At 70.5% G+C, this 25,926-nt stretch carries 28 protein-coding genes; 8 read left to right on the top strand and 20 right to left on the bottom strand.

What is annotated here, in order from left to right; genetic code table 11:
* Positions 1–14: 14 nt before the first annotated feature.
* Positions 15–332 carry a hypothetical protein gene (locus AC1UKG_RS10765; protein WP_018745231.1) on the top strand — a complete coding sequence of 106 codons (318 nt, stop codon included), beginning with the start codon at positions 15–17 and terminating at the stop codon, positions 330–332.
* A 10-nt stretch (positions 333–342) separates the two neighbouring features.
* On the opposite strand, the gene AC1UKG_RS10770 is transcribed toward AC1UKG_RS10765, so the two are convergent.
* Both AC1UKG_RS10770 and AC1UKG_RS10775 read right to left on the bottom strand, forming a co-directional pair.
* On the bottom strand, positions 343–810 hold the full coding sequence (locus AC1UKG_RS10770; RefSeq protein ID WP_018745232.1) for a ribose-5-phosphate isomerase: 468 nt from the start codon (positions 808–810) through the stop codon (positions 343–345).
* Positions 811–939: 129 nt separating this feature from the next.
* A complete protein-coding gene (locus tag AC1UKG_RS10775) occupies positions 940–2,154 on the bottom strand; it encodes a DUF1015 family protein (RefSeq protein WP_018745233.1) in 1,215 nt (404 codons plus the stop codon).
* Between the two features lie 313 nt (positions 2,155–2,467).
* Here AC1UKG_RS10775 and pepN point away from each other — a divergent pair, with 313 nt between their 5' ends.
* Positions 2,468–5,014 (top strand): aminopeptidase N, encoded by a 2,547-nt coding sequence (gene pepN, locus AC1UKG_RS10780; protein ID WP_018814714.1) that lies wholly within the window; start codon positions 2,468–2,470, stop codon positions 5,012–5,014.
* A gap of 39 nt (positions 5,015–5,053) precedes the next feature.
* On the opposite strand, the gene AC1UKG_RS10785 is transcribed toward pepN, so the two are convergent.
* Genes AC1UKG_RS10785 through AC1UKG_RS10850 form a run of 14 tightly spaced genes read right to left on the bottom strand, consistent with a single transcriptional unit; the run spans position 5,054 to position 17,926 of the window.
* The gene (locus AC1UKG_RS10785; RefSeq protein ID WP_018216662.1) at positions 5,054–5,467 is read right to left on the bottom strand and encodes a DUF5130 family protein; all 414 of its coding nucleotides are present in this window, start codon (positions 5,465–5,467) and stop codon (positions 5,054–5,056) included.
* Entirely contained in the window at positions 5,454–5,759 is a 306-nt protein-coding gene (gene ctaJ / locus AC1UKG_RS10790) for an aa3-type cytochrome oxidase subunit CtaJ (RefSeq protein WP_482642339.1), read from the bottom strand. Before ctaJ ends, AC1UKG_RS10785 begins: the two co-directional genes overlap by 14 nt.
* 52 nt (positions 5,760–5,811) lie before the next feature.
* Positions 5,812–7,278 (bottom strand): amidase, encoded by a 1,467-nt coding sequence (locus AC1UKG_RS10795; RefSeq protein WP_018745236.1) that lies wholly within the window; start codon positions 7,276–7,278, stop codon positions 5,812–5,814.
* Complete coding sequence (locus tag AC1UKG_RS10800; protein WP_026271559.1) at positions 7,275–8,360, bottom strand: amidohydrolase family protein; 1,086 nt, start codon at positions 8,358–8,360, stop codon at positions 7,275–7,277. Before AC1UKG_RS10800 ends, AC1UKG_RS10795 begins: the two co-directional genes overlap by 4 nt.
* On the bottom strand, positions 8,360–8,884 hold the full coding sequence (locus AC1UKG_RS10805; protein WP_018745238.1) for a 3-hydroxyanthranilate 3,4-dioxygenase: 525 nt from the start codon (positions 8,882–8,884) through the stop codon (positions 8,360–8,362). The genes AC1UKG_RS10800 and AC1UKG_RS10805 overlap by 1 nt, the downstream gene beginning before the upstream one ends.
* The gene (locus AC1UKG_RS10810) at positions 8,881–9,345 is read right to left on the bottom strand and encodes a RidA family protein (protein WP_018745239.1); all 465 of its coding nucleotides are present in this window, start codon (positions 9,343–9,345) and stop codon (positions 8,881–8,883) included. Before AC1UKG_RS10810 ends, AC1UKG_RS10805 begins: the two co-directional genes overlap by 4 nt.
* The gene (locus AC1UKG_RS10815; protein ID WP_018745240.1) at positions 9,342–10,115 is read right to left on the bottom strand and encodes a fumarylacetoacetate hydrolase family protein; all 774 of its coding nucleotides are present in this window, start codon (positions 10,113–10,115) and stop codon (positions 9,342–9,344) included. Before AC1UKG_RS10815 ends, AC1UKG_RS10810 begins: the two co-directional genes overlap by 4 nt.
* A complete protein-coding gene (gene dmpG / locus AC1UKG_RS10820; RefSeq protein WP_018745241.1) occupies positions 10,112–11,167 on the bottom strand; it encodes a 4-hydroxy-2-oxovalerate aldolase in 1,056 nt (351 codons plus the stop codon). The genes AC1UKG_RS10815 and dmpG overlap by 4 nt, the downstream gene beginning before the upstream one ends.
* Entirely contained in the window at positions 11,164–12,090 is a 927-nt protein-coding gene (locus tag AC1UKG_RS10825; protein WP_018745242.1) for an acetaldehyde dehydrogenase (acetylating), read from the bottom strand. Before AC1UKG_RS10825 ends, dmpG begins: the two co-directional genes overlap by 4 nt.
* Entirely contained in the window at positions 12,087–12,884 is a 798-nt protein-coding gene (locus tag AC1UKG_RS10830; protein ID WP_018745243.1) for a fumarylacetoacetate hydrolase family protein, read from the bottom strand. The genes AC1UKG_RS10825 and AC1UKG_RS10830 overlap by 4 nt, the downstream gene beginning before the upstream one ends.
* Positions 12,881–14,362 (bottom strand): 2-hydroxymuconic semialdehyde dehydrogenase, encoded by a 1,482-nt coding sequence (locus AC1UKG_RS10835; RefSeq protein WP_018745244.1) that lies wholly within the window; start codon positions 14,360–14,362, stop codon positions 12,881–12,883. The genes AC1UKG_RS10830 and AC1UKG_RS10835 overlap by 4 nt, the downstream gene beginning before the upstream one ends.
* Before the next feature lie 20 nt (positions 14,363–14,382).
* Positions 14,383–15,720 (bottom strand): FAD-dependent oxidoreductase, encoded by a 1,338-nt coding sequence (locus tag AC1UKG_RS10840; RefSeq protein ID WP_018745245.1) that lies wholly within the window; start codon positions 15,718–15,720, stop codon positions 14,383–14,385.
* Positions 15,720–17,009 carry a kynureninase gene (gene kynU / locus AC1UKG_RS10845; RefSeq protein WP_029123696.1) on the bottom strand — a complete coding sequence of 430 codons (1,290 nt, stop codon included), beginning with the start codon at positions 17,007–17,009 and terminating at the stop codon, positions 15,720–15,722. The genes AC1UKG_RS10840 and kynU overlap by 1 nt, the downstream gene beginning before the upstream one ends.
* Positions 17,010–17,029: 20 nt before the next feature.
* Positions 17,030–17,926, bottom strand: a complete 897-nt coding sequence (locus tag AC1UKG_RS10850) for a tryptophan 2,3-dioxygenase family protein (protein ID WP_018814719.1) — start codon at positions 17,924–17,926, stop codon at positions 17,030–17,032.
* 169 nt (positions 17,927–18,095) lie between these two features.
* Between AC1UKG_RS10850 and AC1UKG_RS10855 the strand changes: the two genes are divergently transcribed.
* The 3 genes from AC1UKG_RS10855 to AC1UKG_RS10865 all read left to right on the top strand — a co-directional run bounded on the left by AC1UKG_RS10855 (position 18,096) and on the right by AC1UKG_RS10865 (position 20,005).
* The gene (locus AC1UKG_RS10855) at positions 18,096–18,569 is read left to right on the top strand and encodes an Lrp/AsnC family transcriptional regulator (RefSeq protein WP_018745248.1); all 474 of its coding nucleotides are present in this window, start codon (positions 18,096–18,098) and stop codon (positions 18,567–18,569) included.
* Between the two features lie 112 nt (positions 18,570–18,681).
* Positions 18,682–19,152, top strand: coding sequence for a hypothetical protein (locus tag AC1UKG_RS10860; protein ID WP_018745249.1), 471 nt, complete (start codon positions 18,682–18,684; stop codon positions 19,150–19,152).
* Positions 19,153–19,165: 13 nt separating this feature from the next.
* Complete coding sequence (locus AC1UKG_RS10865) at positions 19,166–20,005, top strand: class F sortase (RefSeq protein WP_026271560.1); 840 nt, start codon at positions 19,166–19,168, stop codon at positions 20,003–20,005.
* 21 nt (positions 20,006–20,026) lie between these two features.
* On the opposite strand, the gene AC1UKG_RS10870 is transcribed toward AC1UKG_RS10865, so the two are convergent.
* A complete protein-coding gene (locus tag AC1UKG_RS10870; protein WP_026271561.1) occupies positions 20,027–20,560 on the bottom strand; it encodes an HNH endonuclease in 534 nt (177 codons plus the stop codon).
* A gap of 263 nt (positions 20,561–20,823) precedes the next feature.
* Here AC1UKG_RS10870 and AC1UKG_RS10875 point away from each other — a divergent pair, with 263 nt between their 5' ends.
* The 3 genes from AC1UKG_RS10875 to AC1UKG_RS10885 all read left to right on the top strand — a co-directional run bounded on the left by AC1UKG_RS10875 (position 20,824) and on the right by AC1UKG_RS10885 (position 23,996).
* Positions 20,824–21,867, top strand: a complete 1,044-nt coding sequence (locus tag AC1UKG_RS10875) for a mechanosensitive ion channel family protein (RefSeq protein WP_482642340.1) — start codon at positions 20,824–20,826, stop codon at positions 21,865–21,867.
* A 221-nt stretch (positions 21,868–22,088) separates the two neighbouring features.
* Positions 22,089–23,483 carry an MFS transporter gene (locus AC1UKG_RS10880; RefSeq protein ID WP_482642417.1) on the top strand — a complete coding sequence of 465 codons (1,395 nt, stop codon included), beginning with the start codon at positions 22,089–22,091 and terminating at the stop codon, positions 23,481–23,483.
* A 24-nt stretch (positions 23,484–23,507) separates the two neighbouring features.
* Positions 23,508–23,996, top strand: a complete 489-nt coding sequence (locus AC1UKG_RS10885; RefSeq protein ID WP_018745254.1) for a globin — start codon at positions 23,508–23,510, stop codon at positions 23,994–23,996.
* A gap of 32 nt (positions 23,997–24,028) precedes the next feature.
* Here the strand turns inward: AC1UKG_RS10885 and AC1UKG_RS10890 are convergent, their stop codons facing one another.
* The 3 genes from AC1UKG_RS10890 to AC1UKG_RS10900 form a co-directional block, all read right to left on the bottom strand.
* Positions 24,029–24,628, bottom strand: coding sequence for a type III secretion system chaperone family protein (locus AC1UKG_RS10890; protein WP_018814722.1), 600 nt, complete (start codon positions 24,626–24,628; stop codon positions 24,029–24,031).
* A 131-nt stretch (positions 24,629–24,759) separates the two neighbouring features.
* Positions 24,760–25,482, bottom strand: coding sequence for a DUF8185 domain-containing protein (locus tag AC1UKG_RS10895; RefSeq protein ID WP_018745256.1), 723 nt, complete (start codon positions 25,480–25,482; stop codon positions 24,760–24,762).
* Positions 25,479–25,925: an acyl-CoA thioesterase gene (locus AC1UKG_RS10900; protein WP_018745257.1), complete on the bottom strand. Its 447-nt coding sequence runs from the start codon at positions 25,923–25,925 to the stop codon at positions 25,479–25,481. The genes AC1UKG_RS10895 and AC1UKG_RS10900 overlap by 4 nt, the downstream gene beginning before the upstream one ends.
* Position 25,926 lies beyond the last annotated feature (1 nt).

The following is a 25,926-nucleotide window of genomic DNA, read 5'->3' on the forward strand; positions in this document are numbered from 1 at the left end:
GGTACGTTCGGTTGATGGGTGACGTGGAACGACGACGGCGGCGGCAGCGGCAACCCGCCGACCGCACCACCGAGAGCCCGAGCCCGGCCCGGACAGCGGCCGGGGGGCCGAGCGGAGGCCGGCCGTCCCGAGTCCGCCGGGGCGGCGCCGAGGAGAGCGAGCGCGGGCTGCGGGGCCTGGTCGGCTCTGGCTCGTCGCAGGTGAGCGTGACCGCGGCGATGCGGGCCCGGGACGCCACCCGACCGACGGAGCAGGACCTGGCGGAGGCGGAGGCCCGGATAGTCCTGGTCCGCCGGAACTGGGTTCCGCGCGAGGACCTCCCCCGTCGGTGAACGGCCCGGTTCAGGGCAGGTCGGGAAGCTTCCGGGTGCGCTCGTAGTCGGCCACCTGGTTGATGCGGCGGGTGTGCCGTTGATTTCCGGAGAACGGGGTGGTCAGGAACGCCTCGACGATGGCGGTGGCCTCATCGAGGGTGTGCTGCCGCGCGCCGATCGCGACGATGTTGGCGTTGTTGTGCTCCCGGGCCAGGTGCGCGGTATCGAGACTCCAGGCCAGCGCGGCCCGAACGCCGTCGATCTTGTTCGCGGCGATCTGCTCACCGTTACCGGAGCCCCCAATAACCACGCCGAGGCTACCCCCGTCGGCAACCACCCGGTCGCCGGTGTGTAGGCAGAACGCCGGGTAGTCGTCGTCCGGGTCGTAGGCGTGCGGGCCGACGTCAACCACGTCGTACCCCTCCTTGGCCAGATGGTTGGCCACGTGCGCCTTCAGCTCGAAACCGGCGTGGTCGGATCCCAGGTAGACACGCATACCGGGCAGTCTGACAGGGCCTGTCTCCGACCGACGCTCGCGGGTCGGTCGGAGACAACTTCAGCACACTCGAGGGAAGACGTCAGCACACTCCGGGAGACGCCAGACCGCCCCCCGGCGAGGGTGCGCTTACCCTCTGCCCGGTCCGGACAGCAACTCGGCGACGACCAGTCCACCGCGGGCCTTCGGGGTGAACCAGGTGCTCTTACGCGGCATCTTCTCCCGCGCCAGGTTCACCGCGACGAAGTCGTCCACGGTCACCGGTGCGACGAGGACGGCCAGCTCGGCGCGGCCGGCGTCAACCTCACCGGTGAGCCAGCTCGCCGGATAGTCACCGCCGACGTAGGTGATCCGCTTGTCACCCGGGTCCAGCCCCAGCGCGTCCCGCAGCAGCAACCGCTCGACCAGGGCATGATCCAGGTTCTCCAGGCGCCCCGCGCCGACCTGGGGCAGGCGTACGGCGTACGCCGCATCGGGGAGCCGGAGGTGGATGGTGCCGCCGGCCGCCGGGACCTCGACCGGGCCGTCCATCGGCTCGACCTGGGCGCCGGCGGCGCGAAGCCGGTCGATCAGCTCATCTGGGCTGGTGGTGAGCTCGTCAACCAATCGGTTGTACGGGGCGATGGCGACCGAGGCCGGCGTGGTGACCACGGCCAGGAAGCGCGGTAGCCCGCCGGTCTGGGCCGCCAGACTGCGGTGGTTGCCGTCGGCGACGACCAACTCGCCACCGCCGGCCAGAGCGGTCAACTCGTCCTGCTGCTCGCCCGGGCCGACCAGCCAGATGGCGTGCGTCCGCCCGGCCTGGTCGGTGTCGGTCGCAGCCGGCGCCCCGGCGCGATCGGCCGCCGCCGCGAGGGCGGTGTGCAGCTCCTCGCCCCGGCCGGTCTGCAGCAGGAGCACCGGCGACAGCAGATGCCCCAGCGCCTCGGCCAGGGCCACCCGCTCGCGCACCTTGGCGATGAAGACATCCTCGTTGCGGATGACCAGACCCGGCTCGGCGGCGCTGGTGGAGATCTGGTCGGTATCGACCATGACGAACAGCCCGTACCCGGGCTCCTCCTGCGGGGCACTGATCCGGTAGAGGACCACCACCTGCTCGGCGGGGGTGTAGCTGCCCGCCGCCTTCGCCTCGGCGAGCCGGGCTACCGCCTCCGGGAGCGCTTCGAGAAACGTTTTCCCCCGGCTCTCCGGGGCCCGATGCGGCATCTCGATGCCGAGGGCGCTGTGTGGATTCACCTCAATGATCGAGGTGATCTCCGCGTCGTCGGCGAACTCGTCGTAGTTCTGCGCGCCGGTGCCGCCAGTGGTGATCCAGGCCCGGGCGATTGGATGGGCGACCGTCATGCCCGCTGACGCTACCGGTACCGCTCACCCCCGGTGTCCGGGCCCACCCGCCGTGCACCGGAGCAACCCGCCGGCACCAGCGGTACGCTCACTCACGGTGAAGTCTCTTCACGACAGCTGCGCCGATTCTCGGCGCCGGTACCGCTCCTCGCCGGAAGTTCCCAGGTACAACCCGAAATGAGACCGTGACCTGGCCCACCCGCCGACCCGGGTGCGTGTCAGACTCGACTCGCGCGACCGCTACGAGCGGTTGCCCGACGACGCCGCGGTCGGCGTGCGGCGAGACGAGAGATGGAGACGAACAGTGCCGGGAGTGCGCAACCTGACACAGGCGGAGGCCACCGAGCGAAGCCGGCTACTCGACGTGACCGGGTACGACATCAACCTGGACTTGTCGAGCGCCGTGCAGGCCGAGGGCCACACGTTCCGGTCCCGGACCGAGGTCCGGTTCCGATGCAGTGAGCCGGGTGCGAGTACCTTCATCGAGGTCGCCGCGGATTCGGTGCGGTCGGCCACCCTGAACGGCACCCCGCTGGAGCTGGGCGGCTGGTCGGCGGAGGCGGGGCTCACCCTGCCCGACCTGGCTGCCGAGAACACACTCGTGGTGGATGCGGACTTCGCGTACTCGAACAGCGGTCAGGGGCTACACCGCACGGTGGATCCGGTTGACGGCGAGACCTACCTCTACAGCCAGTTCGAGACGGCGGATGCGCAACGGGTCTACGCGGCCTTCGACCAACCCGACCTGAAGAGTGTCTACACCTGGCACGCCACCGTGCCGGAGCACTGGAAGGTCGTCTCCAACATGCCGGTGGAGCGGGAGGAGCCGGCCGGCGAGGGCGGCAAGACGGTCCACTTCGTGGAGTCGGTGCGGATGAGCACCTACATCACCGCGCTCTGCGCCGGGCCCTACCACGAGGTGCGGGACAGCCACGACGGCATCGACCTGGGCGTCTTCGTCCGCGCATCGATGGCGCAGTACCTGGACGCCGACGATCTCTTCCTGATCACGAAGCAGGGCTTCGACTTCTTCCACGCCCAGTTCGACATTCGGTACCCGCTGCCCAAGTACGACCAGCTCTGGGTGCCGGACTTCAACGCGGGCGCGATGGAGAACTTCGGCTGCGTCACGCACGCCGAGTCGCTGTTCATCTTCCGGTCGCAGGTCACCGACTTCGAGTACGAGCAGCGCGCCAACACGATCCTGCACGAGCTGGCGCACATGTGGTTCGGTGACCTGGTCACCATGCGCTGGTGGAACGACCTCTGGCTGAACGAGTCGTTCGCCGAGTGGGCCAGCCACTGGTGCAACACCCACGCGACCCGCTTCTCCGAGGCGTGGACCACGTTCCTCTCCGTCCGGAAGAACTGGGGTTACCGACAGGACCAGCTCTCCTCCACCCACCCGGTCTACTGCGAGATGCCGGACCTGGAGGCGGTCGAGGTCAACTTCGACGGGATCACGTACGCCAAGGGTGCGAGCGTGCTCAAGCAGCTCGTCGCGTACGTGGGCGAGGAGCCGTTCCTGGCCGGGCTCCGGTCGTACTTCCGCAAGCACGCCTGGGGTAACGCCACCTTCGACGACCTGCTCTCCGAGCTGGAGGCGGCCTCCGGGCGCGAGCTGCGCAAGTTCGCCGCCCAGTGGCTGGAGACCGCCCAGGTGAACACGCTGCGCCCAGAGCTGACGATCGGCGCCGACGGCAACTACCAGCGGGTCGTGGTCCGCCAGGAGGCGCCGGCCGACCACCCGACCCTGCGCACCCACCGGATCGGGGTCGGCCTCTACGACCGCACCGATGGCCGGCTGGTCCGCCGCGAGCGGTTGGAGGTTGACGTCGTCGGCGAGACGACCGAGCTGACCGAGCTGGCCGGGGTTCCCGCCGCGGACGTGCTGCTGCTCAACGACGACGACCTGACCTACACCAAGCTGCGGCTCGACGAGCGGTCGATGGCCACCGTGGTGCAGCACATCACCGGCTTCGAGTCGTCGCTGGCGCGGGCGCTGTGCTGGACTGCCGCGTGGGACATGATCCGCGACGCCGAGCTGGCCGCGCGGGACTACGTGGCGTTGGTGCTCGCCGGCCTCCCCGCCGAGACCGACATCAATCTGGTCACCGCCACCCTGCGGCAAGCCACCACCGCGCTCACCTTCTACGCCGACCCGATGTGGGCACCGAGCGGCTGGGCCGACCTGGCCCGGACGGCGAAGACCGCCCTCGCCGCCGCCGAGCCGGGCAGCGGCTTCCAGCTCGCCTGGGCTCGGGCGTACGCCTCCGCCGGTCGGTCGGCTGAGGACCTGGCGACGTTGCGGGGCTGGCTGGAGGGGAACGGGGTCCCGTCCGGCCTGCGCATGGACACCGAGCTGCGGTGGGCGGTGCTCACCGCGCTGGTGACCAACGGCGCGGCGGGTCCCGACGACATCGAGGCGGAGCTGGCCACCGACCGCACCGCCAGCGGCGAGCGCGAAGCCGCGCACGCGCACGCGCTCGTGCCGACGCCGGAGAACAAGGCAGCCGTGTGGGCCAGGTTGACCGGTCCGGAGCCGCTGCCGAACTGGCGGCACCGCGCCCTGTTGCGGGGCTTCGCCCACCCGACGCAGGTCGAGCTGGTCCGCCCCTACCGGGAGCGGTACTTCGCCACCATCGCGCAGGTCTGGGCCAGCCGGGACAGTGAGCCGGCGCAGGAGTTCGTCCTGCTGGCGTACCCGGCGTACCTGGTTGAGGAGGAAACCGTGGCGGCGACCGACGAGTGGCTGGCCGGCGCGGGCCAACCGGCACCGCTGCGGCGGCTGGTCGCCGAGGGCCGCGACGGCGTCGTCCGGGCCCTCAAGGCCCGGGCGCGGGACGCCCGAAGCGGCTGACATGCGACGGCCCGGGGCCGAGAGCGTGCTTGCCGGGTGTCAGCAGCCCTTACCGGCGTGGCTGGCCAGCTGGTCGAGGCCGGTGACGATGCCACCGGTCAGGTCGCCGCCACCGAAGGCCGCCACCATCGACAGCGCGGCGAGCCGCGCGTACGTGTCCGGGATGCGCCGGCGGGCGTGCTGGCCGGTGACGATCTCCAGCTGCCGCTGGTTCGGCGAGATCGCGATCAGGACCGACCGGTCGGGGTCGGCGAGCTGGCGGTGCCGCCGCTCGGCGTCCTCCCGGACCGGCTCGTCGAGACCACCGACGAAAATCGAGAAGGTCAGCCCGGTGCTCTCGTCGGCCAGGCGCATGGCCTCGTCAACGCGGAGCAGCTGGCGGGTCGAGAACGGGCCGTCCAGCTCCGGCGGGGCCGCCGTCTCGGACGACGACTGCAGCTCACCAACGGTCACTTGCGCCTCCGGTTCCACCGGCCGGCGCCTGCTGGCCGGCCTGCTCCTGCTTACGGCCCGTCAGCGCGGGCGCCTGGGCGCCGGCGGTCAGTGCGGTGCCCGCCGCGTCGGCCAGCTCCTCCGGACTACTCAGGAACCAGACCGGAGTGAAGTCGAAGGGCCGGCCGGGCCGGTAGCGCTTACCACCGCCACCAACGCCGCGGCTGCTGGCGGCGTATGCCACACCAGCGATTACCAGCGCTGCTACCGCCGGGATTCCGACGAAGACCAGCAACGTATCGGTTACAGACAATCCCAACGCCCCCAGGCGAAAGAGAGACCAGGAATCCGGGTCGGGTGGACGGTCAGGTGGACGATTCCCCGACTCCGCTTGTGGTATTCACGTTAGCGGAGTCAACCGCCCGCCAGATTGCGGGGTGGTGATCCCATCCCCCACTGAGCTGCTCCAGCTGGGCAGCAGCGGCGAGCAGCCGCGCGTCGTCGCCCTGCCGGCCGCTGAGGAGGACCCCGACCGGCAGCCCCTCGGCGGTGGCACCCACCGGGAGCGACACCGAGGGGTCACCCGTGACGTTGAAAATGGCACAATACGGTGAAAAACGCCGTTGACGGTCGAAGTCATCCGCCGGGTCATGAACATCGGTAAACCAGCCCACCGGTGCCTGCGGCGCGGCGAGAGTGGGACAGAGCAGCAGATCGCAGCCGGCGGTCCGGCGTAACCCGAGCCGGACCTGCGCCTGGAGTTCGCCGAGCGCGGCGGTGAGGCTGGCGGCGGAGATCGCCGCCCCGCGGTCCCGCAGCAGCCGGGTCAACGGCAGCAGCTGGCTCTCTCGCTCGGGCGGCACCGGGGCGAGCGAGAGCACGTACCAGACGGTCTCGAACAACGGCCAGGCCGTCGGCGTCAACGGCGGCGGCACCTCGACCACCTCGTGCCCAGCGGCGGTGAACAGGGCAGCGGCCTGGTCCACGGCGGCGACACAGTCCGGGTGGACGGACTCATCGGCGAGCATCGGCGTGGTGAAGCGGCCGATCCGCAGTCGGCCCGGCGTGGCGGTCCGGGCCGCCGCGAGCCAGCCCCCGGCCGGTGGTGACGGCGCCAGGTAGGGCTCACCGGGAACCGGCTGAGCCAACACGTCGAGCAACGCGGCCACGTCGGCCACGGTCCGCCCGATCGGGCCGCTGGTCGGCAGGCCGTATGCGCCGAAGCCGACCGGACCGCCGGAGACCACCCCGCGGCTGGGTTTGTAACCGATCAACCCGCACATCGAGGCGGGGATACGCAGCGAGCCGCCGCCGTCGGAGCCCTGAGCCACCGGAAGGAGACCGGCCGCCACCGCGGCCGCCGCACCACCGCTGGAGCCACCGGCGGTGTAGGACAGATCCCACGGGTTACGGGCCGGCGGAGCGACCCGCCCCTCGGAGTAGAGCGAGCAGCCCAACTCGGAGGTGGTGGTCTTGCCGAGGCTGACCAGGCCGGCGGCCCGGATGAATCGGACCACGTCCGCGTCTACCGGCGGTACGAAGTCGGCGAAGGCAGCGGAGCCGAAGGTCGTGCGCACACCGGCGGTGAGGGTCAGATCCTTGATCGCCGTCGGCACGCCGTGCAACGGCCCCCGCGCCGTGATCGGCACGGCGTCAGCCGCGTCGGCGGCGGCGAGGGCCGCCTCCGGGGTCACGGTGACGAACGCGCCGACGGTGTCACCGAGCGCCGCCACCCGGGTCAGATGGTGTTCGACCAGTTCCCGGCTGGTCCGCTCGCCGCTGGCGATCGCGGCGGCCTGCTCCAGTGCGGTCAGATCGTGCGCCTCGGTCATGCCGTTATCCTGCCCGCTGCCCGATCGGGCCACTGCCCCGACAGGCCGTACGGGTCAACTGTGGTGGGTTCGCCCTGCCCCCAGGGGGCGAGAAAGCGCAGTGCGTTGCCGCCGAGCAGGCCGGCGCGTTGGTCCGGGGTGAGGAAATCGGAGCGGTGCACGACCGCACCCACCGGCCGCTCCCCCAGTGGATATGGATAGTCGCTGCCGAGCAGCACCTGGTCAACGCCGATCGTGTCGACCAACAGCCGCAGCGCCGGCGGTTCGAACACCACCGAGTCGACGAAGAACCGGTCCACGTACGAGCTGGGGGGCCGGGCCGAGGCGCCGCGGACCAGATTTCCGCGACGGTGCCAGGCGTTGTCCGCGCGGCCCAACCAGAACGGGAAGCTGCCGCCGCCGTGCGCGAAGCAGATCCGCAATGTCTCCGGCACCCGGTCGAAGACCCCGCCGAGAATCATCGCCAGCACCGACAGGTGGGTCTCGGCCGGCATCCCGGTAAGCCACCGCGCCATCCACCGATCCAGCCGCGGCCCGCCGGGCATGTCCCACGGATGGACGAAGACCGGCGCACCGACCTCGGCGCAGTGGGTGAGGAACTCGACGATGCCGTTGTCGTCCAGGTCGAGGTCGCCGACGTGGTTGCCGATCTCCACCCCGGCGTGCCCGGCGGCGAGACAGCGGTCCAGTTCGGCGCTGGCGACCTCCGGGTCCTGCAACGGCACCTGGCAGAACGGAACCAGCCGGCCAGCTCCGGCGGCCGTGATCTCCAGCATTCGGTCGTTGAAGATCCGAGCCACCCTGACCGCCTGGGCGGCGGGGCGGTCGTAGCAGAAGAAGACGGGCGTAGGCGAGACCACCTGCACGTCGACGCCGTCGGCGGCCATGTCCGCCAATCGGATCGCCGGGTCCCAACACTCCGCGCCGACCGGGCGGAACTCCATCTCGCCGACCATGATCATCGCGGCGCGCTCGGAGTCGACCCGTAGCCAGGGCCAGCCAGAACCGCCGCAGACCGCGGCGAGATCCGGCCAACCCCGCGGTACGGCGTGCGAGTGCACATCAATGACGGGGGTACCCATCAGCCCTTGCCCGGATGCAGCGTGCCGCACTGGTCGCAGGTCCGGGCCGCCTCGTCGGCGTAGAAGGTGGCGAAGACCGGGGGCAGGTCGGCGGCGATATCCCGGACCTGCAACTCCACCTCGTGCACCTTGTTGGTGCACTCGGGGCAGTACCACTGGAACCGTTCCAGGGTGCCCTCCTCGCGGACCCGCTCGATCACGACACCGATCGAGCCGGCCTCCGGCCGCTGCGGCGAGTGCGGAACTCCGCGCGGCAGCATCCACATCTGCCCCTCACGGATGTGCACCGTCTGTGGCCCGTCCGGGAGCATCAGGTTGACGTGCATGTCCCCTTTGACCTGGTAGAAAAATTCTTCGTATGGTTCAACGTGATAGTCGGTGCGCTGGTTCGGTCCGCCGACGACCATGACGATGAAGTCCGAACTGCCCGGGAGCAGTTCCTTGTTGCCCACCGGTGGCTTCAGCAGGTGCTGGTTGTCCACGATCCAGCCGGGAAAGCTGAACGGCTCAGCGATCTCGCTCACAACGGACCTCCTTCGGGGCGCAGGGCGACGGCCTGCATTTCGATCAACAGGTGTGGGTGCGGTAGCTGGTGGACCGCCACGGTGGTCCGAGTGGGCCCACCCGCGTCGAAGAACTCCGCCCACACCTCGTTGTAGCCACCGAAGTCGTTCATGTTGACCAGGTAGCTGGTCACCTGCACCAGGTCGGCCAGCCCGGCACCGACCGGCTGGAGCAGATCCCGGATGTTCACGATCACCGCCCGGGTCTGGGCCCGGATATCGAGGTCGGTGGTGCCGAACCCGTCAACGGCGACACCCGCGAAGGTGTTGTCCGGGCGGCGGGAAGAGGTGCCGGAGACGAAGATGAAGCCACCGGCGACCTTGACGTGCGGGAACGCCCCACGTGGCACGGCCTTTCCGGCCACCACCCGGGCAGCTGCCCGCGCGCCGAGCTGCGGCGCCGGTGGCGCCCCGCCGGTCACGCCGCCGCCCGCAGCGACGCGTGGCCGAGCTTCTCCACCACCGCGCGGACGTGCGCGCCGGGTCGCAGCGCGACGGCGGCCGTTGCGGCGCCGGCCAGAAAAACCCAGCCCGGGTGGAGCCGAACCCCACGCTGGCCGGCGAGGCGGACCCCCTCGTCGAAGGCGCGGCGTGGGTCGCCGAGGATCGCCGCGGTTGACCCCACCTGGGCGACCTGACCATCGATCTCCAGCAACACGCCAAGGTTGTCCAGGCCGTCCGGAACCGGGCACCACGGCCCCACCACGAAGGCCCCCGCCGACGTGTTGTCGGCGATGACATCCGGCAGGGAGAAGGTGAAGTCCGCGTACCGGGAATCAATCAACTCGATGGCCGGGGCGACCGCGCGCACCGCGGTGGCGAACTCCGCGACCGGCTCGCCCGGCTCGGGCTGCCGGTCCAGCAGGAAGGCCACCTCCGGCTCCACCCGCGGATGGATGAAGTCTCCGACGGAGACGGTCCCGCCGTCGGCGACCCGCATCCGGTCGGTGAGCCGGCCCCAGATCACCTCGTCCACCCCGACCTGGGCCATCTTCGCCTTACTGGTCAGCCCCATCTTGAGGCCCACCAGCTGCTCACCCCGGTCCAGCCGGCGCCGCACCAACTCGGCCTGCACCGCGTACGCGGCGTCGACGTCGAGCCCGGTCTCGGCGGCGAGCTGGCCGATCGCCGTACCCCGGTCAGCCGCCGCGACCAGTTGGCCGGCGATCCCGGCGATATCTACTCCGCTCACGTCTCCTCCTTGCCGGCCAGGTCCAGCGCCACATCCACGATCATGTCCTCCTGGCCACCCACCATCTGACGCCGGCCCAACTCGACCAGGATCGAGCGGACATCCACGCCGTAGCGTTCGGAAGCCCGCTCGGCGTGCCGCAGGAAACTGGAGTAGACGCCGGCGTAGCCCAACGAGAGCGTCTCCCGGTCCACCCGCACCGGTCGGTCCTGCAACGGCCGGACCACGTCCTCCGCCGCGTCCATCAAGGCGAAGACATCGCAGCCGTGCTCCCAGCCGTGCAACTCGGCGACCGCGACGAAGACCTCCAGCGGCGCGTTGCCCGCGCCCGCGCCCTGCCCGGCGAGGGAGGCGTCAACCCGGACGGTTCGGCCCGCCGGCGCATCCAGCGGCCCATCGCCAAGGATCCGGCCGTGCTCCACCGCGACCACACTGTTCGCCACCCCGAGCGAGAGGTTGTGGTGGGCGTGGATGCCGATCTGCGTCTCTGGTTCGAGCACCTGCCGGTAGGCGTCAACTCGCTCGGCCACATCGGACATCAGCAGCCGACCGCCGGAGTCGGTGACGTAGACGCAGTGCGCCCCGTACGACTCCATGAGCTTGGCCTGCGCCGCCAGGGCGGCCGGGTCGTTCATGTGGGCCATCATCAGGAACCCGGAGACGTCCATCCCATTCTCCCGGGCCCAGCCGATGTGCTGGGCGGAGATGTCGGCCTCGGTGCAGTGGGTGGCGATCCGCACACTGCTCACGCCGAGGGCCCGCGCCGCCTTCAGGTCGGCGATGGTGCCGATTCCGGGGACCAGCAGCGTGGTCAGCCGCGCCGTGGTCAGCACCTCGGCCGCCGCTGAGATCCACTCCGCGTCACTCGCCGCACCGTGCCCGTAGTTGACACTCGACCCGGCCAGCCCATCGCCGTGCGCCACCTCGATCGCCGCGATTCCGGCGGCGTCGAGGGTGGCGGCGATCGTCCGCACCTGGTCAATGGTGTAGCGGTGGGCGATGGCGTGCATCCCGTCCCGCAGCGTCACATCCTGGAGGTAGAGCTGGGTCATGCCGTCACCGCCCGCCGGACGATCAGCCGCTCCGCGGTGCGCAGCGCGGCCGAGGTCATGATGTCCAGGTTGCCCGCGTACGTGGGCAGGTAGTGCCCGGCGCCGGAGACCTCCAGGAACGCCGATACCTGCAGGCCGGTGAGGCGTCGACCGAGCGCCGGCAGGTAGCTGTCCACCCGGTCGAACTGCACATCCTGTTTCAGGCGGTAGCCGGGGACGTACTCCTGTACGTCCCGGACCATGTCGGCGACGGCGGCGGCGATCGCGGCGCGGTCCGCGTCGGGGTCCGGGCAGAGGCAGTACACGGTGTCCCGCATCAGCAGCGGCGGATCGGCCGGGTTGAGCACGATGATGGCCTTGCCCAGCTCGGCGCCGCCGACCACCTCGATCGCCCGGGCGGTGGTCTCGGTGAACTCGTCGATGTTGGCCCGGGTGCCCGGCCCGGCCGACTTCGCGGAGATCGAGGCGACGATCTCCCCGTACGCGACTGGGGTGACCCGGTCGACGGCGGCGACGATCGGCACGGTCGCCTGCCCGCCGCAGGTGACCATGTTGACGTTGGTTTCCTGCAGGTGTTCGTCCAGATTGACCGGCGGCACCACGTACGGCCCGACCGCGGCGGGGGTCAGGTCGACCACGGTCCGACCGTGGGCGCGCAGCACGGCGTCGTGGTGTCGGTGCGCCCCGGCCGAGGTGGCGTCGAAGACCAGCGCCACGTCGGTGAACTCCGGTAGCGCCACGAGCCCCGCCACCCCCTCGGCGGTGGTGGTGACACCGAGTCGCCGGGCCCGAGCCAGTCCGTCGGAGTCCGGGTCGATGCCCGCCATGGCGACCATCCGCAGACTGTCACTGAGCCGCAAAACTTTGATCATCAAGTCGGTCCCGATGTTCCCGGAACCGAGCACTGCCACCCCGACGCTCACTCCTCGACCTCCTTCGCAAAGCAGGTACGTACCGATCCGAGGCCGGAAATCCGCGCCTCATATGCGGCGCCGGGCGTCACCGGCACCAACGGGCCAAGGGCCCCGGAGAGCACCACGTCGCCCGCCCGCAGCGGATCACCGGAGCGGGCGAGGGTCCGGGCCAGCCAGGCCAACGCGTGCAGCGGGTTGCCGAGACAGGCTGCCGCGGCACCGACCGAGACCGGCTCCCCGGCCTGCTCCAGCACCATGCCGGCGAGACGCAGATCCACATCGGCGAGTCGACGGGGCGTGGTCCCCAGCACGAACAGCCCGCTGGAGGCGTTGTCCGCGATGGTGTCCACGATGGCGATGTCCCAGCCGGCGATCCGGGAGTCGACAATCTCGATCGCCGGCAACAGGTGATCGACCGCCCGGATCAGGTCGGCGGTGGTGATCCGCTCGTCCGTTAGGTCCGCGCCGAGCACGAACGCGATCTCGGCCTCCACCCGGGGCTGGAGCAGCCGACCAGGTGGCACCTCCACCCCGTCGGGCACCGCCGTGGCCTCGGTCAGCACCCCGAAGTCCGGCTGGTAGACGCCAAGGCTCTCCTGTACGGCCGCGGAGGTCAGACCAATCTTGGCGCCGATTCGCCGGTGCCCCTGCCGCAGCCACTGGCGCACCTGCGCCTGTTGCACGAGGTACGCCGAGTCAATGTCCCCGTCGGGGATGAGCCGCCCGCGCAGCGGCGGGCAGGGTTTGCCGCTCTCCCGAGCCTCGATGAGCTCCCGGGCGGCGGTCTCGTAGTCGACGGTCATGTCAGGTCCACACAGACGTTGGTGAGCTCGGAATAGAAGCCCAGCGAATGAATGCCACCCTCGCGGCCGACGCCGGAGGCCTTCACCCCGCCGAACGGGGTACGCAGATCACGCAGATACCAGGTGTTGACCCAGACGATCCCCGCGTCCAACCGGGCACCGGCCCGGTGGGCCCGACCCACGTCCCGGGTCCACACCGCCGCCGCCAGGCCGTACTCGGTGCCGTTGGCCAACGCGTACGCCTCCTCCTCGTCGTCGAAGGGCGCCACGTGCACGACCGGGCCGAAGATCTCCTCCCGGTTGGTCCGCGCATCCGGGCCGAGCCCGGTGAGCACCGTCGGCTGGATGTACGCGCCGCCGTCACGGGCGTCGCCGAAACGGGGCGTACTCCCGCCGGCGAGGACCTCCGCCCCGTCGGCGCGGGCCAGCTCGTAGTGGCCGAGCACCTTCTCCCGGTGGGTGGGCGAGATCAGCGGCATGTTCATCGTGGCCTCGTCGGCGGGCCACCCGTACGGCAACTCGGCGGCCCGCTCGGCCAGTCGGGCGGTGAACTCCGCGAAGACCGGACGCTGCACGTAGATGCGTTCGGTACAGAGGCAGACCTGGCCACCGTTGGTGAAACTGGACCGCACCGAGCCCTCCACCGCCGCCGACAGATCGGCGTCGGCGAAGACCAGCCCGGCGTTCTTGCCGCCCAGCTCGAAGGAGACCGCCTTCACCCCGTCGGCGGCGGCCCGCATGATGGCTCCGCCGGTGGTCGACTCGCCGGTGAAGGTGATCGCGTCAACGTCGGGGTGCCGGGTGAGGAACTCCCCCGCCGAGCCGGGCCCGAAGCCGTGCACGACGTTGAAGACGCCCGCCGGCACGCCGGCGGCGGCCATCACCTCGGCGAGCAGGGTCGCCGAGGCGGGTGTCTCCTCACTGGGCTTGACCACCACCGCGTTGCCGCACGCCAACGCGGGCGCGACCTTCCAGGTGAGCAGGAGCAGCGGCAGGTTCCACGGGACGATCACGGCGACCACGCCGACCGGCTTGCGCAGCGCGTAGTTCAGCGCCCGGCCACCGGATGGGGTGCGGGTGCTGAACGACTCGGTCGGTGTGGTCGCGGCGATCTCGGCGAAGGCACGGAAATTGGCGGCGCCGCGCGGGATGTCCAGCGTCCGGGCCTGCGAAATCGGCTTGCCGGTGTCGGCCACCTCGGCGGTGACCAGATCATCGAAGCGGCGTTCCAACTCGTCGGCGACCCGGAGCAGCACCTCGGCGCGCTCTCGTTCGCCGAGCCGGCCCCACGGGCCGCGCAGCGCCGCACGGGCGGCGGCCACCGCGTCGTCCACTCCGGTCTGATCCGCGGCGACGACCTCGAAGAGCGGCTCCCCGGTGACCGGACTGTGCTTGGTGAAGCGGCGGCCAGCGGCAACGAACTCACCAGCGATGAAACTGGGCAACAGGGCCGGCCCATCCGGTGCCTGGCCCGTCATCTGGCGCGCATCCCACCGGATCATCCGCGCCTCCCTCGGCGGAGCGCCGCCCCGATCACGCCGGCCAGCAGGGCCGCCGCGCCACCGGCCGCCACACCCAGCAGCTGGTGCTGGCGACGGACTCGACGGCGCACCTGCGCGTACGGGGTGGTCGAGAAGGAGACCAGCTCGTACCGGGACACGTACCGGCCGGGCAGCGCCCGCTCCAGCGTCTGCTCCACCCGTCGGCTGAGCTGGAACAGCGGCGAGGCGACCCGGTCGCGCATCTCGACGAAGTTGGTCAGCGCCATCTGGGCGATCGCCTCGGCGTTGGCCTGCCGGTGGCGTTGGTACAGCGGTAGCGCGGCGGACCAGTCGTCGGCACACTCGTCGAGGCAGCGGTCCAGCTCCACCACATCCTCGAAGGCGCAGTTGGCGCCCTGACCGTAGAACGGCACGATGGCGTGCGCCGCGTCGCCGAGCAGCCCGACTCTCCCGTTCACCTGCCAGGGGTCACAGCGGACGGTGCCGAGGACTCCGACCGGATTGTGCAGATAGTCGTCAACCAGGGTCGGCGCGAGGGGGAGCAGATCCGGGTAGTGCTGCGCGAAGTGTCGCTCGATCGCCGCCGGGCTGCCCAGTGAGGCGAAGCTCGCGGTGCCGTGGGTGGGCCAGAAGAGGGTACAGGTGAAGGAGCGGTCCGGGTTCGGCAATGCGATCATCATCGAGGTGCCCCGCGGCCAGATGTGCAGTGCCTCCGGGTCGAGCGCGAAGGCCCCGCCCATGGGCGGAATGGTCAGCTCCTTGTAGCCGTAGTCGAGAAAGTCCAGGCTCTCCCGCAGCAGGCCGTGGCCGAGTAGCTGGCCACGGACCGCCGAACCGGCGCCATCGGCGCCCAGGACCACCGCCGCGGCGTCAGTGACCTTCCCCTGTGGCGTCTCGAACGTCATCTCTCCGGTGGCCGGGTCGAGGTCGACCAACCGGTGGTCGAAGGCGACCCGCACGCCCGGCAACGCGGCGGCGGCGGAGAGCAGGGCGTTGTTCAGCGCCCCCCGACTGATCGAGTTGATCGCCCGGTCCCCGGCGGCGCTGTAGCCCTGAAACTGCGGCTCACCGTCCACCGGATGAATCATCCGGCCCCGCATCGGCAACGCGTCGGCCATCACCCGGGCGTCCAGGCCGATCCGGCGCAGCGCGTCCAGCCCTCGTTCGGAGAGCGCCAGGTTGATGGAGCGACCCCGCTCAACCCGACCAGCCCGGGGGTCGGGGCGGCGTTCGTAGAGGGCGACCGGATAGCCCCGCCGGGCCAGGAAGGCAGCGAGCAGGCAGCCGGAGAGTCCGGCACCGACGACGGCGACCTCAGCGCGCTCTGTGCTCATCAGTGCACCTCCACCGTAGCGGCCAACGCGTTGGCCACCCGCCAGCAATCGTGGTACGTCGAGTAAAGCGGCACCGGTGCGAACCGGACAACATCTGGCTCACGCGCATCTGCGACAACCCCGTGCTCCAACCGCAGCTGCTTCGCCAGATCGGCGGCGCTCCCCGTGCCGATCCGCACCGACAGTTGCGCGCCTCGGCGGGCCGGATCGCGCGGAGTGACCACTGCCAGGGGCCGCCCCGGGGTGACCTGGTCCAGCAGCCACTCGAGGTAGCCGGTGAGCCGGACACTGCGCTCCCGCAACGCCGTCATGCCGACCGAGTCGAAGAGCTCCAGCGACGTACGTACCGGCCCCATCGCAAAGATCGGTGGGTTGGAGACCTGCCAGGCCTCCGCCGTCGCCGGCGGCCGGGCCACCGGCGACATCTCGAACCGGGTAGCCGCCTCGGTACTCCACCAGCCCTCAAACCGGGGCAGCGTCGGATCGGCGAGGTGGCGCTCGTGGACGAACACCCCGGAGAGCCCGCCCGGCCCGGAGTTCAGGTACTTGTAGGAGCACCACGCCGCGAAGTCGACATCCCAGTCGTGTAGGGCCAGTGGGACGTTTCCCGCAGCGTGCGCCAGATCCCAGCCGACCACCGCGCCGGCCGCCCGGCCGGCGGCGGTGATCTCCGGGATCTCCATCAGCTCGCCGGTCAGGTAGTTGACACCGCCAAGCAGCACCAACGCAATCGTGTCCCCCTCCGCCGCGAGCAGGTCAAGCACGTCGGCCGTACGCAGGGTGTCCTCACCGGAACGCGGAGCCAGGCGTAGCACCGCGGTATCCGGGTCAAGGCCGTGGAACCGGGCCTGGCTCCGGACGGCGTAGCTGTCCGAAGGAAAGGCACTGTCCTCGATGACGATCCGGGTACGGGTGCCGGTCGGCCGGTAGAAGCTCACCATCAGCAGGTGCAGGTTGACGGTGAGGGAGTTCATCACCACCACCTCCGCCGGCCGGGCACCGACCAGTCGGGCGGTCGGCCCGGTCAGCAACTCGTGGTAGGGCAGCCACGGTCGACCGGCCGCCAGGTGTCCCTCCACCCCGAGACGGCACCACGCCTCCAGGTCGGCGAGTAACTCGTCCCTCGTTGCCCGAGGCTGCAGGCCCAGCGAGTTTCCGGCCAGGTATGCCGCCTGCTGGTAACGACCGCCGTCGGCGGGGGGTACGTGGAACAGGTGCCGGTGGCCCGGGTCAGCGGTGTCCAACCGGTTCGCCGACTTCTCCTCCTGGCTCAGCTCTTCCTCGTGCATGCGTTCGCTCCGCTCCCCGCTCACATCTCGGTCCGGGCTGACCACAGCTCCGGGAAGACCACCCGGGCCATGCTCCGCTGCAGCCACGCCAGGCCGGCGGAGCCACCGCTGCCGACCTTGGCGCCCATCGTCCGCTGCACCGCCTTGACGTGGTGCCAGCGCCAGTCGCCGAACCCCTCGGCCACCTCGGTCAGTGCCTCGCCGAGCAGCCGAAACTGGTCGTCGGGGCGGGCGGCGTAGATCCGCACCCAGGCCGCCTCCACCGCGGGATGCGGCTGGTGCTCCTCGGCGACGTCCCGATTGAGGAGTTCCGGAGGAAGCTCGTGACCGTGCCGGGCGAGCAGCGCGAGCACGTCGTCCCAGAGGCTGGGGGCGTTCAGGGCAGCGGTCAGTTCGGCATGCACCTCGACCTGCCGACGGAACGGGCGAATCAGGGCCGGATCGCGCAAGCCGAGCAGGAGCTCGACGTGGCGATACATCGCCGACTGGAAACCGGAGCCCTCGCCGAGGAGATTACGGAACCGGTTGAAGTCGGCGGGGGTCATCCAACGCAGGCTCCGCCAGGCGGCGTTCAGCCCTTCCAGGTGCAGAGCGGCACGACGCAGCGGCGCCTGGGTGTCCGGGATCCGGTCCGCCCGCAGCAGCTGCTGGGCCTCGCGCAGTTCGTGACAGGTCAGGTTGAAGTACAGCTCCATGATCTGGCTGGTCACGAGGAAGGACATCTCGCCCGGATCGCTACTCAGGGGCGTCTGCAACCGATGCAGAGTGCTGGCCTGCACGTAGGCGTCGTACGGAATCCGCCCCGTGAACTCCAGGGTCGGCTCACCGCCGTTGCGGGCGGCTCGGGTGGCGCGTTGTCGCGGGGTTACCGGCCGCACCTCCGCCGCGGTGGCCGCCCGTAGTTCTGTTCGTTCCACCAGTCCGCTCCCTCCGCTCGAGCCGGCCATCCGGCCGTACTGCGGTAGCGGTCATGATGCCGCGACGAGTCGCACCAGTGGAATGCCGAGACAACGGCTCTCACGGCGGTTCACCTATCAATCACAAGGCGATACCCCAGATTTGGTTGGAGAACGTAAGCTCCCCAGTGTGGACGAGATGGACTGGGCTCTGCTGCGCGAACTACAGGCCGACGCCCGGCTGTCGTACAGCGCGTTGTCCCGACGGGTACACCTCTCCCCGCCGGCGGTAGCCGAGCGGGTACGTCGGCTCGAGGAGGCCGGTGTCATCACCGGCTACCACGCACACGTGGACCCGGCTCGAGCCGGGCGAACGGTGATCGCGCTGATCCGCATGTCCTGCTACGGGGCCCGCTGCATCCTCAACAGCCCGGAGACCACGGCCTGGCCGGAGATCATGCAGATCCGTCGGATCACCGGCGACGCGTGCAGCATGCTGACCGTCACCGCCGGCTCGATCGAGGAGTTCGAGGCGGTCATTGATCGACTCGCTCCATACGGCCAGCCTTCCAGCACGATGGTGCTCTCCACCCCACTCGACTGGCGTCCGATCACTCCACCCGGCTCCGGTAGCAGCGAGCCAGCCCCGTCCCGCCGCCGCTGACCCGCGCGGGGGTTTGCCCGGAAGCCAGCGGGAAAGCAGGCCGCGGTACCCGGGGAGGGTCCGGTGGTCGACACCGGGAGGGGGAATCATGCGGGGTCGTCGCGTACTCGCCATGCTGGCCTTGGTGGCGGCGTTCGTCCTGTTCGGGGGCGCGCCTGCCCGCGCCGGTGAGCACACCTTCATCGAGGTCACGCCGAACCCGGCACAGGCCGGCACCCGTGTCGACCTCCGGGCCAGCTGCGACAAGGACAACAACCGTCAGGCGACGGTGCACTCGGATGCCTTCGATGGTCAGGTCTTCCTCCGACCCGACAACGGCTTCCTCACCGGCCACGCCACCATCCCGAGCAACAAGGCGGCCGGCGACTACCGGGTCGACCTGCGCTGCGAAAACAACAAGACCGCCAGCACAACACTGACGGTACTCAACATGTCCCAGCCGACGAAGGGACCGGCGACCGGTGCCGGCGGCACCGCGGTCGGTAGCACCGGCTCCTACCTCCTGGTCGGGGGCGTGGTGGCGGTCGCGCTGGCCGTTGGCTTCGGCTTCTTCGGGCACCGCCGCGCCGGGAACGGTTCCTGACCCGACCGCCACCATGGCCCGAGCAGACAGACGTACTCGACAACGAGCGGTCCGGGCCGGCACCCGGCGCGCGGTGTCGGCCGCTGCCCGACTGGCCGCCGGAACCGCCCGCCGGCTGCACCGAGCCGCCGGACAGGCGTCCGCGGCGAGCGTCGTCACCACCGACCCGGCCACGGAGCCGCTACCCCCGCAACCGCGCCGGCGGTGGGTACCGGCCCGGCGGCGGCTGGGGTTCTCCCGCAGCCCCGGGATCCCCGTGCTGGCCATCGGGACCCTGATGATGCTGATCATCGCCATGCTCGGGGTGGAACAGGTGACCGGCATCAGCGTCCTTCCGGAGCGGTTCACCGCCGGTCTGCGACCGCCGCCGAAAAAGTTCCCGGTGCTACCAGCGAGCGATCCGGTCGCCGTGGAGATCGATGCCATCGATGTCGCGGCCCCGGTGCACAACGTCGGGCTGGCACCGGACGGCACCATCGCGGCGCCGGACGCGGCTCGCGCCCAGGAGGCGGGCTGGTACGACCAGGGCCCCACACCCGGGCAGTACGGTCCGGCGGTCCTCGTCGGGCACGTGGACACCGACACGGGGCCGGCGGTGTTCCAGGGGCTGCGCAACCTCCGCGCCGGCGACCGGGTCGAGGTGGATCGGACCGATGGGCAGGTCGCGGTCTTTGAGGTCAACTCGGTGGAGCGGTTCGCCAAGGAACGATTCCCGACCGACCAGGTGTTCGGGGATTTCGACCGACCAAACCTGCGGCTGGTGACCTGCGGTGGCCAATGGGTTGGCGGCCAGACCGGCTACGCCGACAACGTGGTGGTCTTCGCCTCCCTGGTCGAGGCCCGGAGCGGCTGAGTCACCCGGGCACGAGGCCACTCAGGCGGCTTCGGGCTCGCGCAGGTCGAGCCAACCGACCCAACGCGGGTCGGGAGGTCGGTGGCCGAGCACCCGCCACGCGATACCTTTCGGTGCCGTCGGCGGGGCAGGGAGCCGCCAGCCCAACTCGGCCGGGGTCTTGTCGCCCTTGGTGTGGTTGCACCGGGCGCACGCCGCCACCACGTTCTCCCAGGAGTGCCGACCACCGCGGCTCCGCGGGAGGACGTGATCGATGGTCTCCGCGGGGCCCCGGCAGTAGGCGCACCGCCACCCGTCCCGCGCGAAGATGGCCCGCCGGGACAGCCCGACGTGGGCCCGAAAAGGCACCCGGACGAAGTGGGTGAGCCGCACGACCGAGGGCACCGGCAGCGAGTTCCGGGCGCTGTGCAGAACACCGTCACCATCGGCGACGCAGACAGCCTTGGCGGTGAGCACCAGGATGGCGGCACGCCGGACAGACACGACACACAGCGGCTCGTAGGTGGCGTTGAGGACCAGCGCGCCGGAGCCCACCGTGGGTCGTATGTCAGGCATCGCGCTCACCCCTCCGGTTCAGCGCCCCTCGCTCGCACCACCGGACGGAAACGGGCGCAGCGACCCACCGGCCGGACGTCGACCCCCAGACATCGCCGTCCGTGCGCCAATCGTCCCTGATAAGGCTCGGGATTGCACGTGTTAATCGGGGGTACCCCGCTGGGGGCTGGCCGGAGCGACCCGGCCTGGGCCCGCCGGTCGCGTTTCGCCGTCGTCGGCGGGCCGCGCGCCGCGACCGGCGCCGGCTGCGGTACGAAGGCAGGGTGGATGTCTCCATCGTTCCGGCCGCGACCACCGACTCCCTCGCTACGGATGAGCCCAGCGCGACGTGTCTCGAAGAGCCGCTCTGCGCCGTTCTCCACGACCTGACCGGCGCCGTGTGGTTCGCCGAGGGCAGCTACTGGATTTTGATCAAGCCACTCCGGATCACACTGATTCTGGTGCTGGCCCTGCTGGCCCGGTGGCTGATCAGCCGGACGATCACACGCCTCGTCCGTAGCACCAGCAGCGCGGGCATGCCGACGATGCTGCGACCGTTGCGGGAACGAATCCCCACCACGGCCGCCGAGCCGGGTGAGTTCGTGCCGGAACGGCGCCGACAGCGCGCCGAGGCGATCGGCTCGGTGTTACGCAGCCTCTCCACGGCATTCATCTTCGGCATCGCGTTGCTGATGGTGCTCAAGGAATTCAGCTTCGAACTGGCGCCGCTGCTCGCCAGCGCCGGCATCGTCGGGGTGGCCCTGGGCTTCGGCGCGCAGAGTCTGGTGAAGGACCTGATCGCCGGGCTGTTCATGCTGATCGAGGATCAATACGGCGTCGGGGACACGGTCGACTTCGGTGAGGCGACCGGCTTTGTGGAGTCGGTCGGCCTGCGGGTGACGACGGTACGCGACGCACGCGGAGTCCTCTGGTACATCCGCAACGGAGAAATCATCCGGGTCGGCAACAAGAGTCAGGGCTGGGCGCTGGTCGTGGTGGACCTGCCGATCGGCTTTGCCAGCACCGAGGAGGCGACAGCGGTGCTGCGGGAGGCGGCCGCATCGGTCGCGGTGGACCCGGAGCTGGCGGCGGAGATCATCGAACCGCCCGAGGTCCTGGGTGTCGAGCAGATGACGATGGACGGCGCGGTGATCCGCACCGTGGTGAAGACAACGGCGGACGGTCAGTTCGCCGTCGGCCGGGAACTGCGTCGCCGGCTGGCCGGCGCGCTGGAGAACTCCGGCTTCACCGATAAGATCGCCGCAGCCCGGTTCCCGGGCCTACCGGCGCAGCCGTCCCGGGTGAGCGATGCCAGCGGCATGCCGTGACCGAAGCGGCGGTTTCCGTCGACTACCCCTTCGACTATCCTCCTTTCGTTCAGTCGGCGATCCGACGATCAACCATTTCACCCTGGCTGCTCGTCGGTGATTCCGGCAGAATCCGATACAGCTCCCCGACAGCGGAGGAGTTTCCTCGCTGATCGACGAATCGGACGATGCTTCTCGGCTCGGCCACTCAGCAGTGCCTGGTCCCGGGAATGATGGAGGCGATGGTGCCCAACGGCCAACCTTCTCCAGCCCGTCCGGCCACCTTCAGGGAGGTGTTCGCCCAGCGCGAGTACCGATTTGTTCTGACGGCCGGAGTCCTCTCCTGGGTTGGCGACTACCTCGCGAAGGCTGCGGTGACCCTCCTGGTCTACCGGGAAACCGAGTCGGTAGCGCTCTCCGCGGCGGCATTCGCCATCAGCTACCTGCCCTGGTTGATCGGCGGTCCGCTGCTCGCGACCGTCGCCGAACGGCATCCCCACCGAGCCGTGATGGTCACCTGCGACCTGGTTCGGATGGTACTGCTGCTGGCCATCGCGGTACCTGGGATGCCGACTCCGCTGATTCTGGCGCTCCTCTTCACCGCCACCCTCGCCAACCCACCGGGCCAGGCCGCCCGGTCGGCGCTGCTGCCACGGATCCTGACCGGTGACCGCCTCGTGGTCGGACTGTCGATCAACGCCAGCGTCGGCCAGGCCGCGCAGGTGGTCGGCTACCTGCTTGGCGCGGCGATCGCGGCGGCCAGCCCCACCCTCGCCCTACTGGTTACCTCGGCGACCTACGCCGTGTCCGCCACGCTGATCCGCCTCGGGGTGATTGCCCGACCAACGGCGATGAAGGCTGTGCACCGCAGCCACCTGCTGCGGGAGACCGGCGAGGGATTCCGCATCGTCTTCGGCCAGCCCGTGTTACGTGCCATCGCGATCCTCGTGTTCAGCGCCATGCTCTTCTCCATCGTCCCGGAGGGGCTGGCGGCGGCGTGGGCCGGCCAGCACGCCGACGACATGGATCAGGGCTTCGCCCAGGCGGTCATCATGGCCGCCGTCCCGGTCGGGTACATCCTCGGCGGCCTGGTCGTCGGCCGCATGGTCGCACCGGCCCGACGGATCGCCCTGATGCGTCCACTGGCAGTGCTCGCTCCGCTGCTCCTGGTTCCCACCCTGCTCGACCCGTCACCGATAGTGGTGGCGCTGCTGGCCGCCGGGTGCGGATTCGCCGTCGCCGGGCTGCTGCCAACGGCGAACGGCCTGTTCGTCCAGGCACTGCCGGCCGGCTTCCGAGCTCGTGCCTTCGGGGTCATGGCCTCCGGCATGCAGGTGATCCAGGGGCTGGCGGTTCTGGTGACCGGGCTGCTCGCCGAGCGTTTCTCCATCCCGCTCGTGGTCGGCCTCTGGAGCAGCGCCGGGGTGCTGCTGATGACCGCCGTGGTGCTGTTGTGGCCGGGTCAGGCGAAGGTTGACGCCGCGATCGAAGCGACCTCGCGAGCTGACGCACCCGATCCGGCGCCGGCACCGCCCGCCCCCCGTCCGGGACCGGACCGCCCTGGTGGCCAGCCGGTCGACAGCCCGGGCGAGGGCCAGCGGACCGCCCGGGAACGGCATCGCAACACGGTGTCCTGACCGGTTCGGAGCCAGGGCGGGGAGGTGATTCGGCCCACGCCCGCCCAGCGGCGGACGGCCGCCGGAACCTGGCAGGATGGGGCCGTGCATCCCGCGAGCGAATCGGGCAGCCCCGCCCCCTCAACGAGTTTCTTCGACGCGGTTGGCGGCGAGCCCACCTTCCGCAGGCTGGTGGACGAGTTCTATGCCGGCATCGCCGACGACCCGCTGCTGCGTCCGATGTATCCAGAGGAGGATCTGGGGCCCGCCGCGGAGCGGCTCACCCTGTTCCTGATGCAGTACTGGGGCGGACCGAACACCTACTCCGCCCAGCGGGGGCACCCGCGCCTGCGGATGCGGCACGCACCGTTTCGGATCGGCGCAGCGGAACGAGACGCCTGGCTGCGGCACATGCGGCAGGCGGTGGACCGGCTGGACCTCCCCCCGGAGCTCACCACCGCGCTCTGGGACTACCTGGAGCGGGCTGCGTACTTCATGGTGAACACGCTGGAGGACCCGGCCACGCCGGCGTGACCCAGGAGACCCGGGCGGCCACCGCAGGGCGGTTAGAGTAGGGCGCCCTCGTCGTGCAGCCAGTCAACGAAGCTGGTGGCTACCGCCGCCCCACAGTCGATCATTTCGACCAGGAGCGCGTCGTGCACGCCAGCGGCGAACGGCACCTGCAGTTCGGCATAGATCGGGAGCTGGCCGCGTTCGGAGGGATCTCCGATATACGCCTTACAGAAGCGACGAGTGTGGTTCCACTCGTTGACCACCCGGTAGGCCCGATCCTCCCAATCCGGCGGGACGGTCGCGTGCGGCCGAACGCGTAGCACCAGGATCTCGTCGTCCGGGCCTTCGAGCGCGACCAGGACCGCGTGCCGCTCCCACATCGCCAGTAGGTTTCCGTCGCCGTCGGCCAGGTAGCGCACGTCGAGCCGGTCGAGCGCGGCGCTGATCCGGCTGAGCGTGACCGGTGCGACCGTGGCAGATACGTCCGGGACAGCTGCGTCTGCGGCCGGAGAACGGTCGGCTCCGGTAAAACTGTCGCCCGGTTGTCGGGGAGCCGGTGGGCTGACCCGGACCGCGTCCTCCACTGTGACCCTGCTCCGGCTGTCCGGCTCACCGCCGTCGGCGGAACCGGGGCGCCACGACCACCACGGCATCGCTCACCCACCTCACTCCCCAGCGGATCCAGCCCCTAACGCTGCGTTGGATCCGAGGATGGACGGTACCCGGACAGCCGGGAAGAAGCACCCCCCTAATCAGCTCCCCGGGACAGAAGGATGACGGGGGATCACCCGGACTGCTGACCAAGGATAGGGCGAACGGTTAGATCTGTCACCCTCTGCAACCATGCTGCCCCGTGGGGACCCACCAGGCCGACCCATTGGCCGACCGCCCGGACCTGCACGCCACCCGACGCCTCCGGCGGACCGAGAAAGCCCATCCGCACCAAGCCCTGGACCAACCGCTGAGGCACCTCGACCGGCGTGGCGGGAGAGTCATCCGGAGTGACGACCACCGGCACATGGTCCAGGAGAGCATCACGCACCGCCCGCTCCCCGAGCGCCCTGCCCCCCACTCCACGCCCGGCGGCATCCCTGAGCGCCGCCGCCGCGGCTTCGGCCACCCGCCGCAACTCGGCCGCGGGGAGCGTCTCCACCCGCCGGGCGGCGGGCGGCGGCAGCGGCCAGCGCCACTGTGCGTCCCGGCGCACGGGCAGCGCCGAGCCGCCCGCAGTCAACTCCGCCAGAAGCTCACCGGCGGCGACAGTGGCGTCACCGGGGCCGCCGCCGGCCACCGTGTGGACCACCAGCACCCCCCACGGCAGCCGCGCCCAGAGGGCAGTCCGTTCCGACCCACTGCCGGGTCGCAACCGCACCAGCGCCCCCCGGTCCAGCCGGACCAGCCGCGCCAGGAACGCCCCCGCGTCAACGACACCAGTCAGCCCATGGCCCACCCCACCGGGCACCGGGGACGGGTAGCCACCCCGACCGACGGTGTCCGGGCCGGTCACGCCGCCCCTTCCGGGATGAGGTAGGTGCGCAGGAAGGCCCGCTCCTCGGCGGAGAGGCGGCGCGGCAGCTGCCGGCTCAGATCAAACGGCACCAGCACCGACCGAGCCCGGCTGACCAACAAGTCGCCGTCGTACATCTCGTAGTCGACGGTAACGGAGGCGGCCCGGATCTCCGATACCCAGAGCTCGATCCGGACGGTCGGGGCCGATTCCGCGGTGGCCCGGCCGAGCGCGTAGTCGACCGGCCGCAGGTAGTCGACCTCGTGCCGCCGAATCACCACACCATCGGCGAACGAGCCAACGCCCCAGGCCCGGCCCCCGGCGAACATCAGGGCCACCCGCGCCTCCTCGTAGAGGGTGAGGAAGCGCGAGTTGTTGATGTGCCCGTACGCGTCCAGGTCGGACCAGCGGAGCGTGCAGTGGTAAACGAACCGATCCGCCATG

The organism is Salinispora sp. CH2A1_6, from assembly GCF_056820975.1.

What these genes read in the sequence shown, in the direction of transcription:
- AC1UKG_RS10765 (WP_018745231.1), top strand. Translation starts at nt 15, where the DNA reads ATGGGTGACGTGGAACGACGACGGCGGCGGCAGCGGCAACCCGCCGAC.
- AC1UKG_RS10770 (WP_018745232.1), bottom strand. Translation starts at nt 810, where the DNA reads ATGCGTGTCTACCTGGGATCCGACCACGCCGGTTTCGAGCTGAAGGCG.
- AC1UKG_RS10775 (WP_018745233.1), bottom strand. Translation starts at nt 2,154, where the DNA reads ATGACGGTCGCCCATCCAATCGCCCGGGCCTGGATCACCACTGGCGGC.
- AC1UKG_RS10795 (WP_018745236.1), bottom strand. Translation starts at nt 7,278, where the DNA reads ATGACCGAGGCGCACGATCTGACCGCACTGGAGCAGGCCGCCGCGATC.
- AC1UKG_RS10800 (WP_026271559.1), bottom strand. Translation starts at nt 8,360, where the DNA reads ATGGGTACCCCCGTCATTGATGTGCACTCGCACGCCGTACCGCGGGGT.
- dmpG (WP_018745241.1), bottom strand. Translation starts at nt 11,167, where the DNA reads ATGACCCAGCTCTACCTCCAGGATGTGACGCTGCGGGACGGGATGCAC.
- AC1UKG_RS10830 (WP_018745243.1), bottom strand. Translation starts at nt 12,884, where the DNA reads ATGACCGTCGACTACGAGACCGCCGCCCGGGAGCTCATCGAGGCTCGG.
- AC1UKG_RS10835 (WP_018745244.1), bottom strand. Translation starts at nt 14,362, where the DNA reads ATGACGGGCCAGGCACCGGATGGGCCGGCCCTGTTGCCCAGTTTCATC.
- AC1UKG_RS10840 (WP_018745245.1), bottom strand. Translation starts at nt 15,720, where the DNA reads ATGAGCACAGAGCGCGCTGAGGTCGCCGTCGTCGGTGCCGGACTCTCC.
- kynU (WP_029123696.1), bottom strand. Translation starts at nt 17,009, where the DNA reads ATGCACGAGGAAGAGCTGAGCCAGGAGGAGAAGTCGGCGAACCGGTTG.
- AC1UKG_RS10860 (WP_018745249.1), top strand. Translation starts at nt 18,682, where the DNA reads ATGCTGGCCTTGGTGGCGGCGTTCGTCCTGTTCGGGGGCGCGCCTGCC.
- AC1UKG_RS10865 (WP_026271560.1), top strand. Translation starts at nt 19,166, where the DNA reads ATGGCCCGAGCAGACAGACGTACTCGACAACGAGCGGTCCGGGCCGGC.
- AC1UKG_RS10870 (WP_026271561.1), bottom strand. Translation starts at nt 20,560, where the DNA reads ATGCCTGACATACGACCCACGGTGGGCTCCGGCGCGCTGGTCCTCAAC.
- AC1UKG_RS10880 (WP_482642417.1), top strand. Translation starts at nt 22,089, where the DNA reads ATGGTGCCCAACGGCCAACCTTCTCCAGCCCGTCCGGCCACCTTCAGG.
- AC1UKG_RS10890 (WP_018814722.1), bottom strand. Translation starts at nt 24,628, where the DNA reads ATGCCGTGGTGGTCGTGGCGCCCCGGTTCCGCCGACGGCGGTGAGCCG.
- AC1UKG_RS10900 (WP_018745257.1), bottom strand. Translation starts at nt 25,925, where the DNA reads ATGGCGGATCGGTTCGTTTACCACTGCACGCTCCGCTGGTCCGACCTG.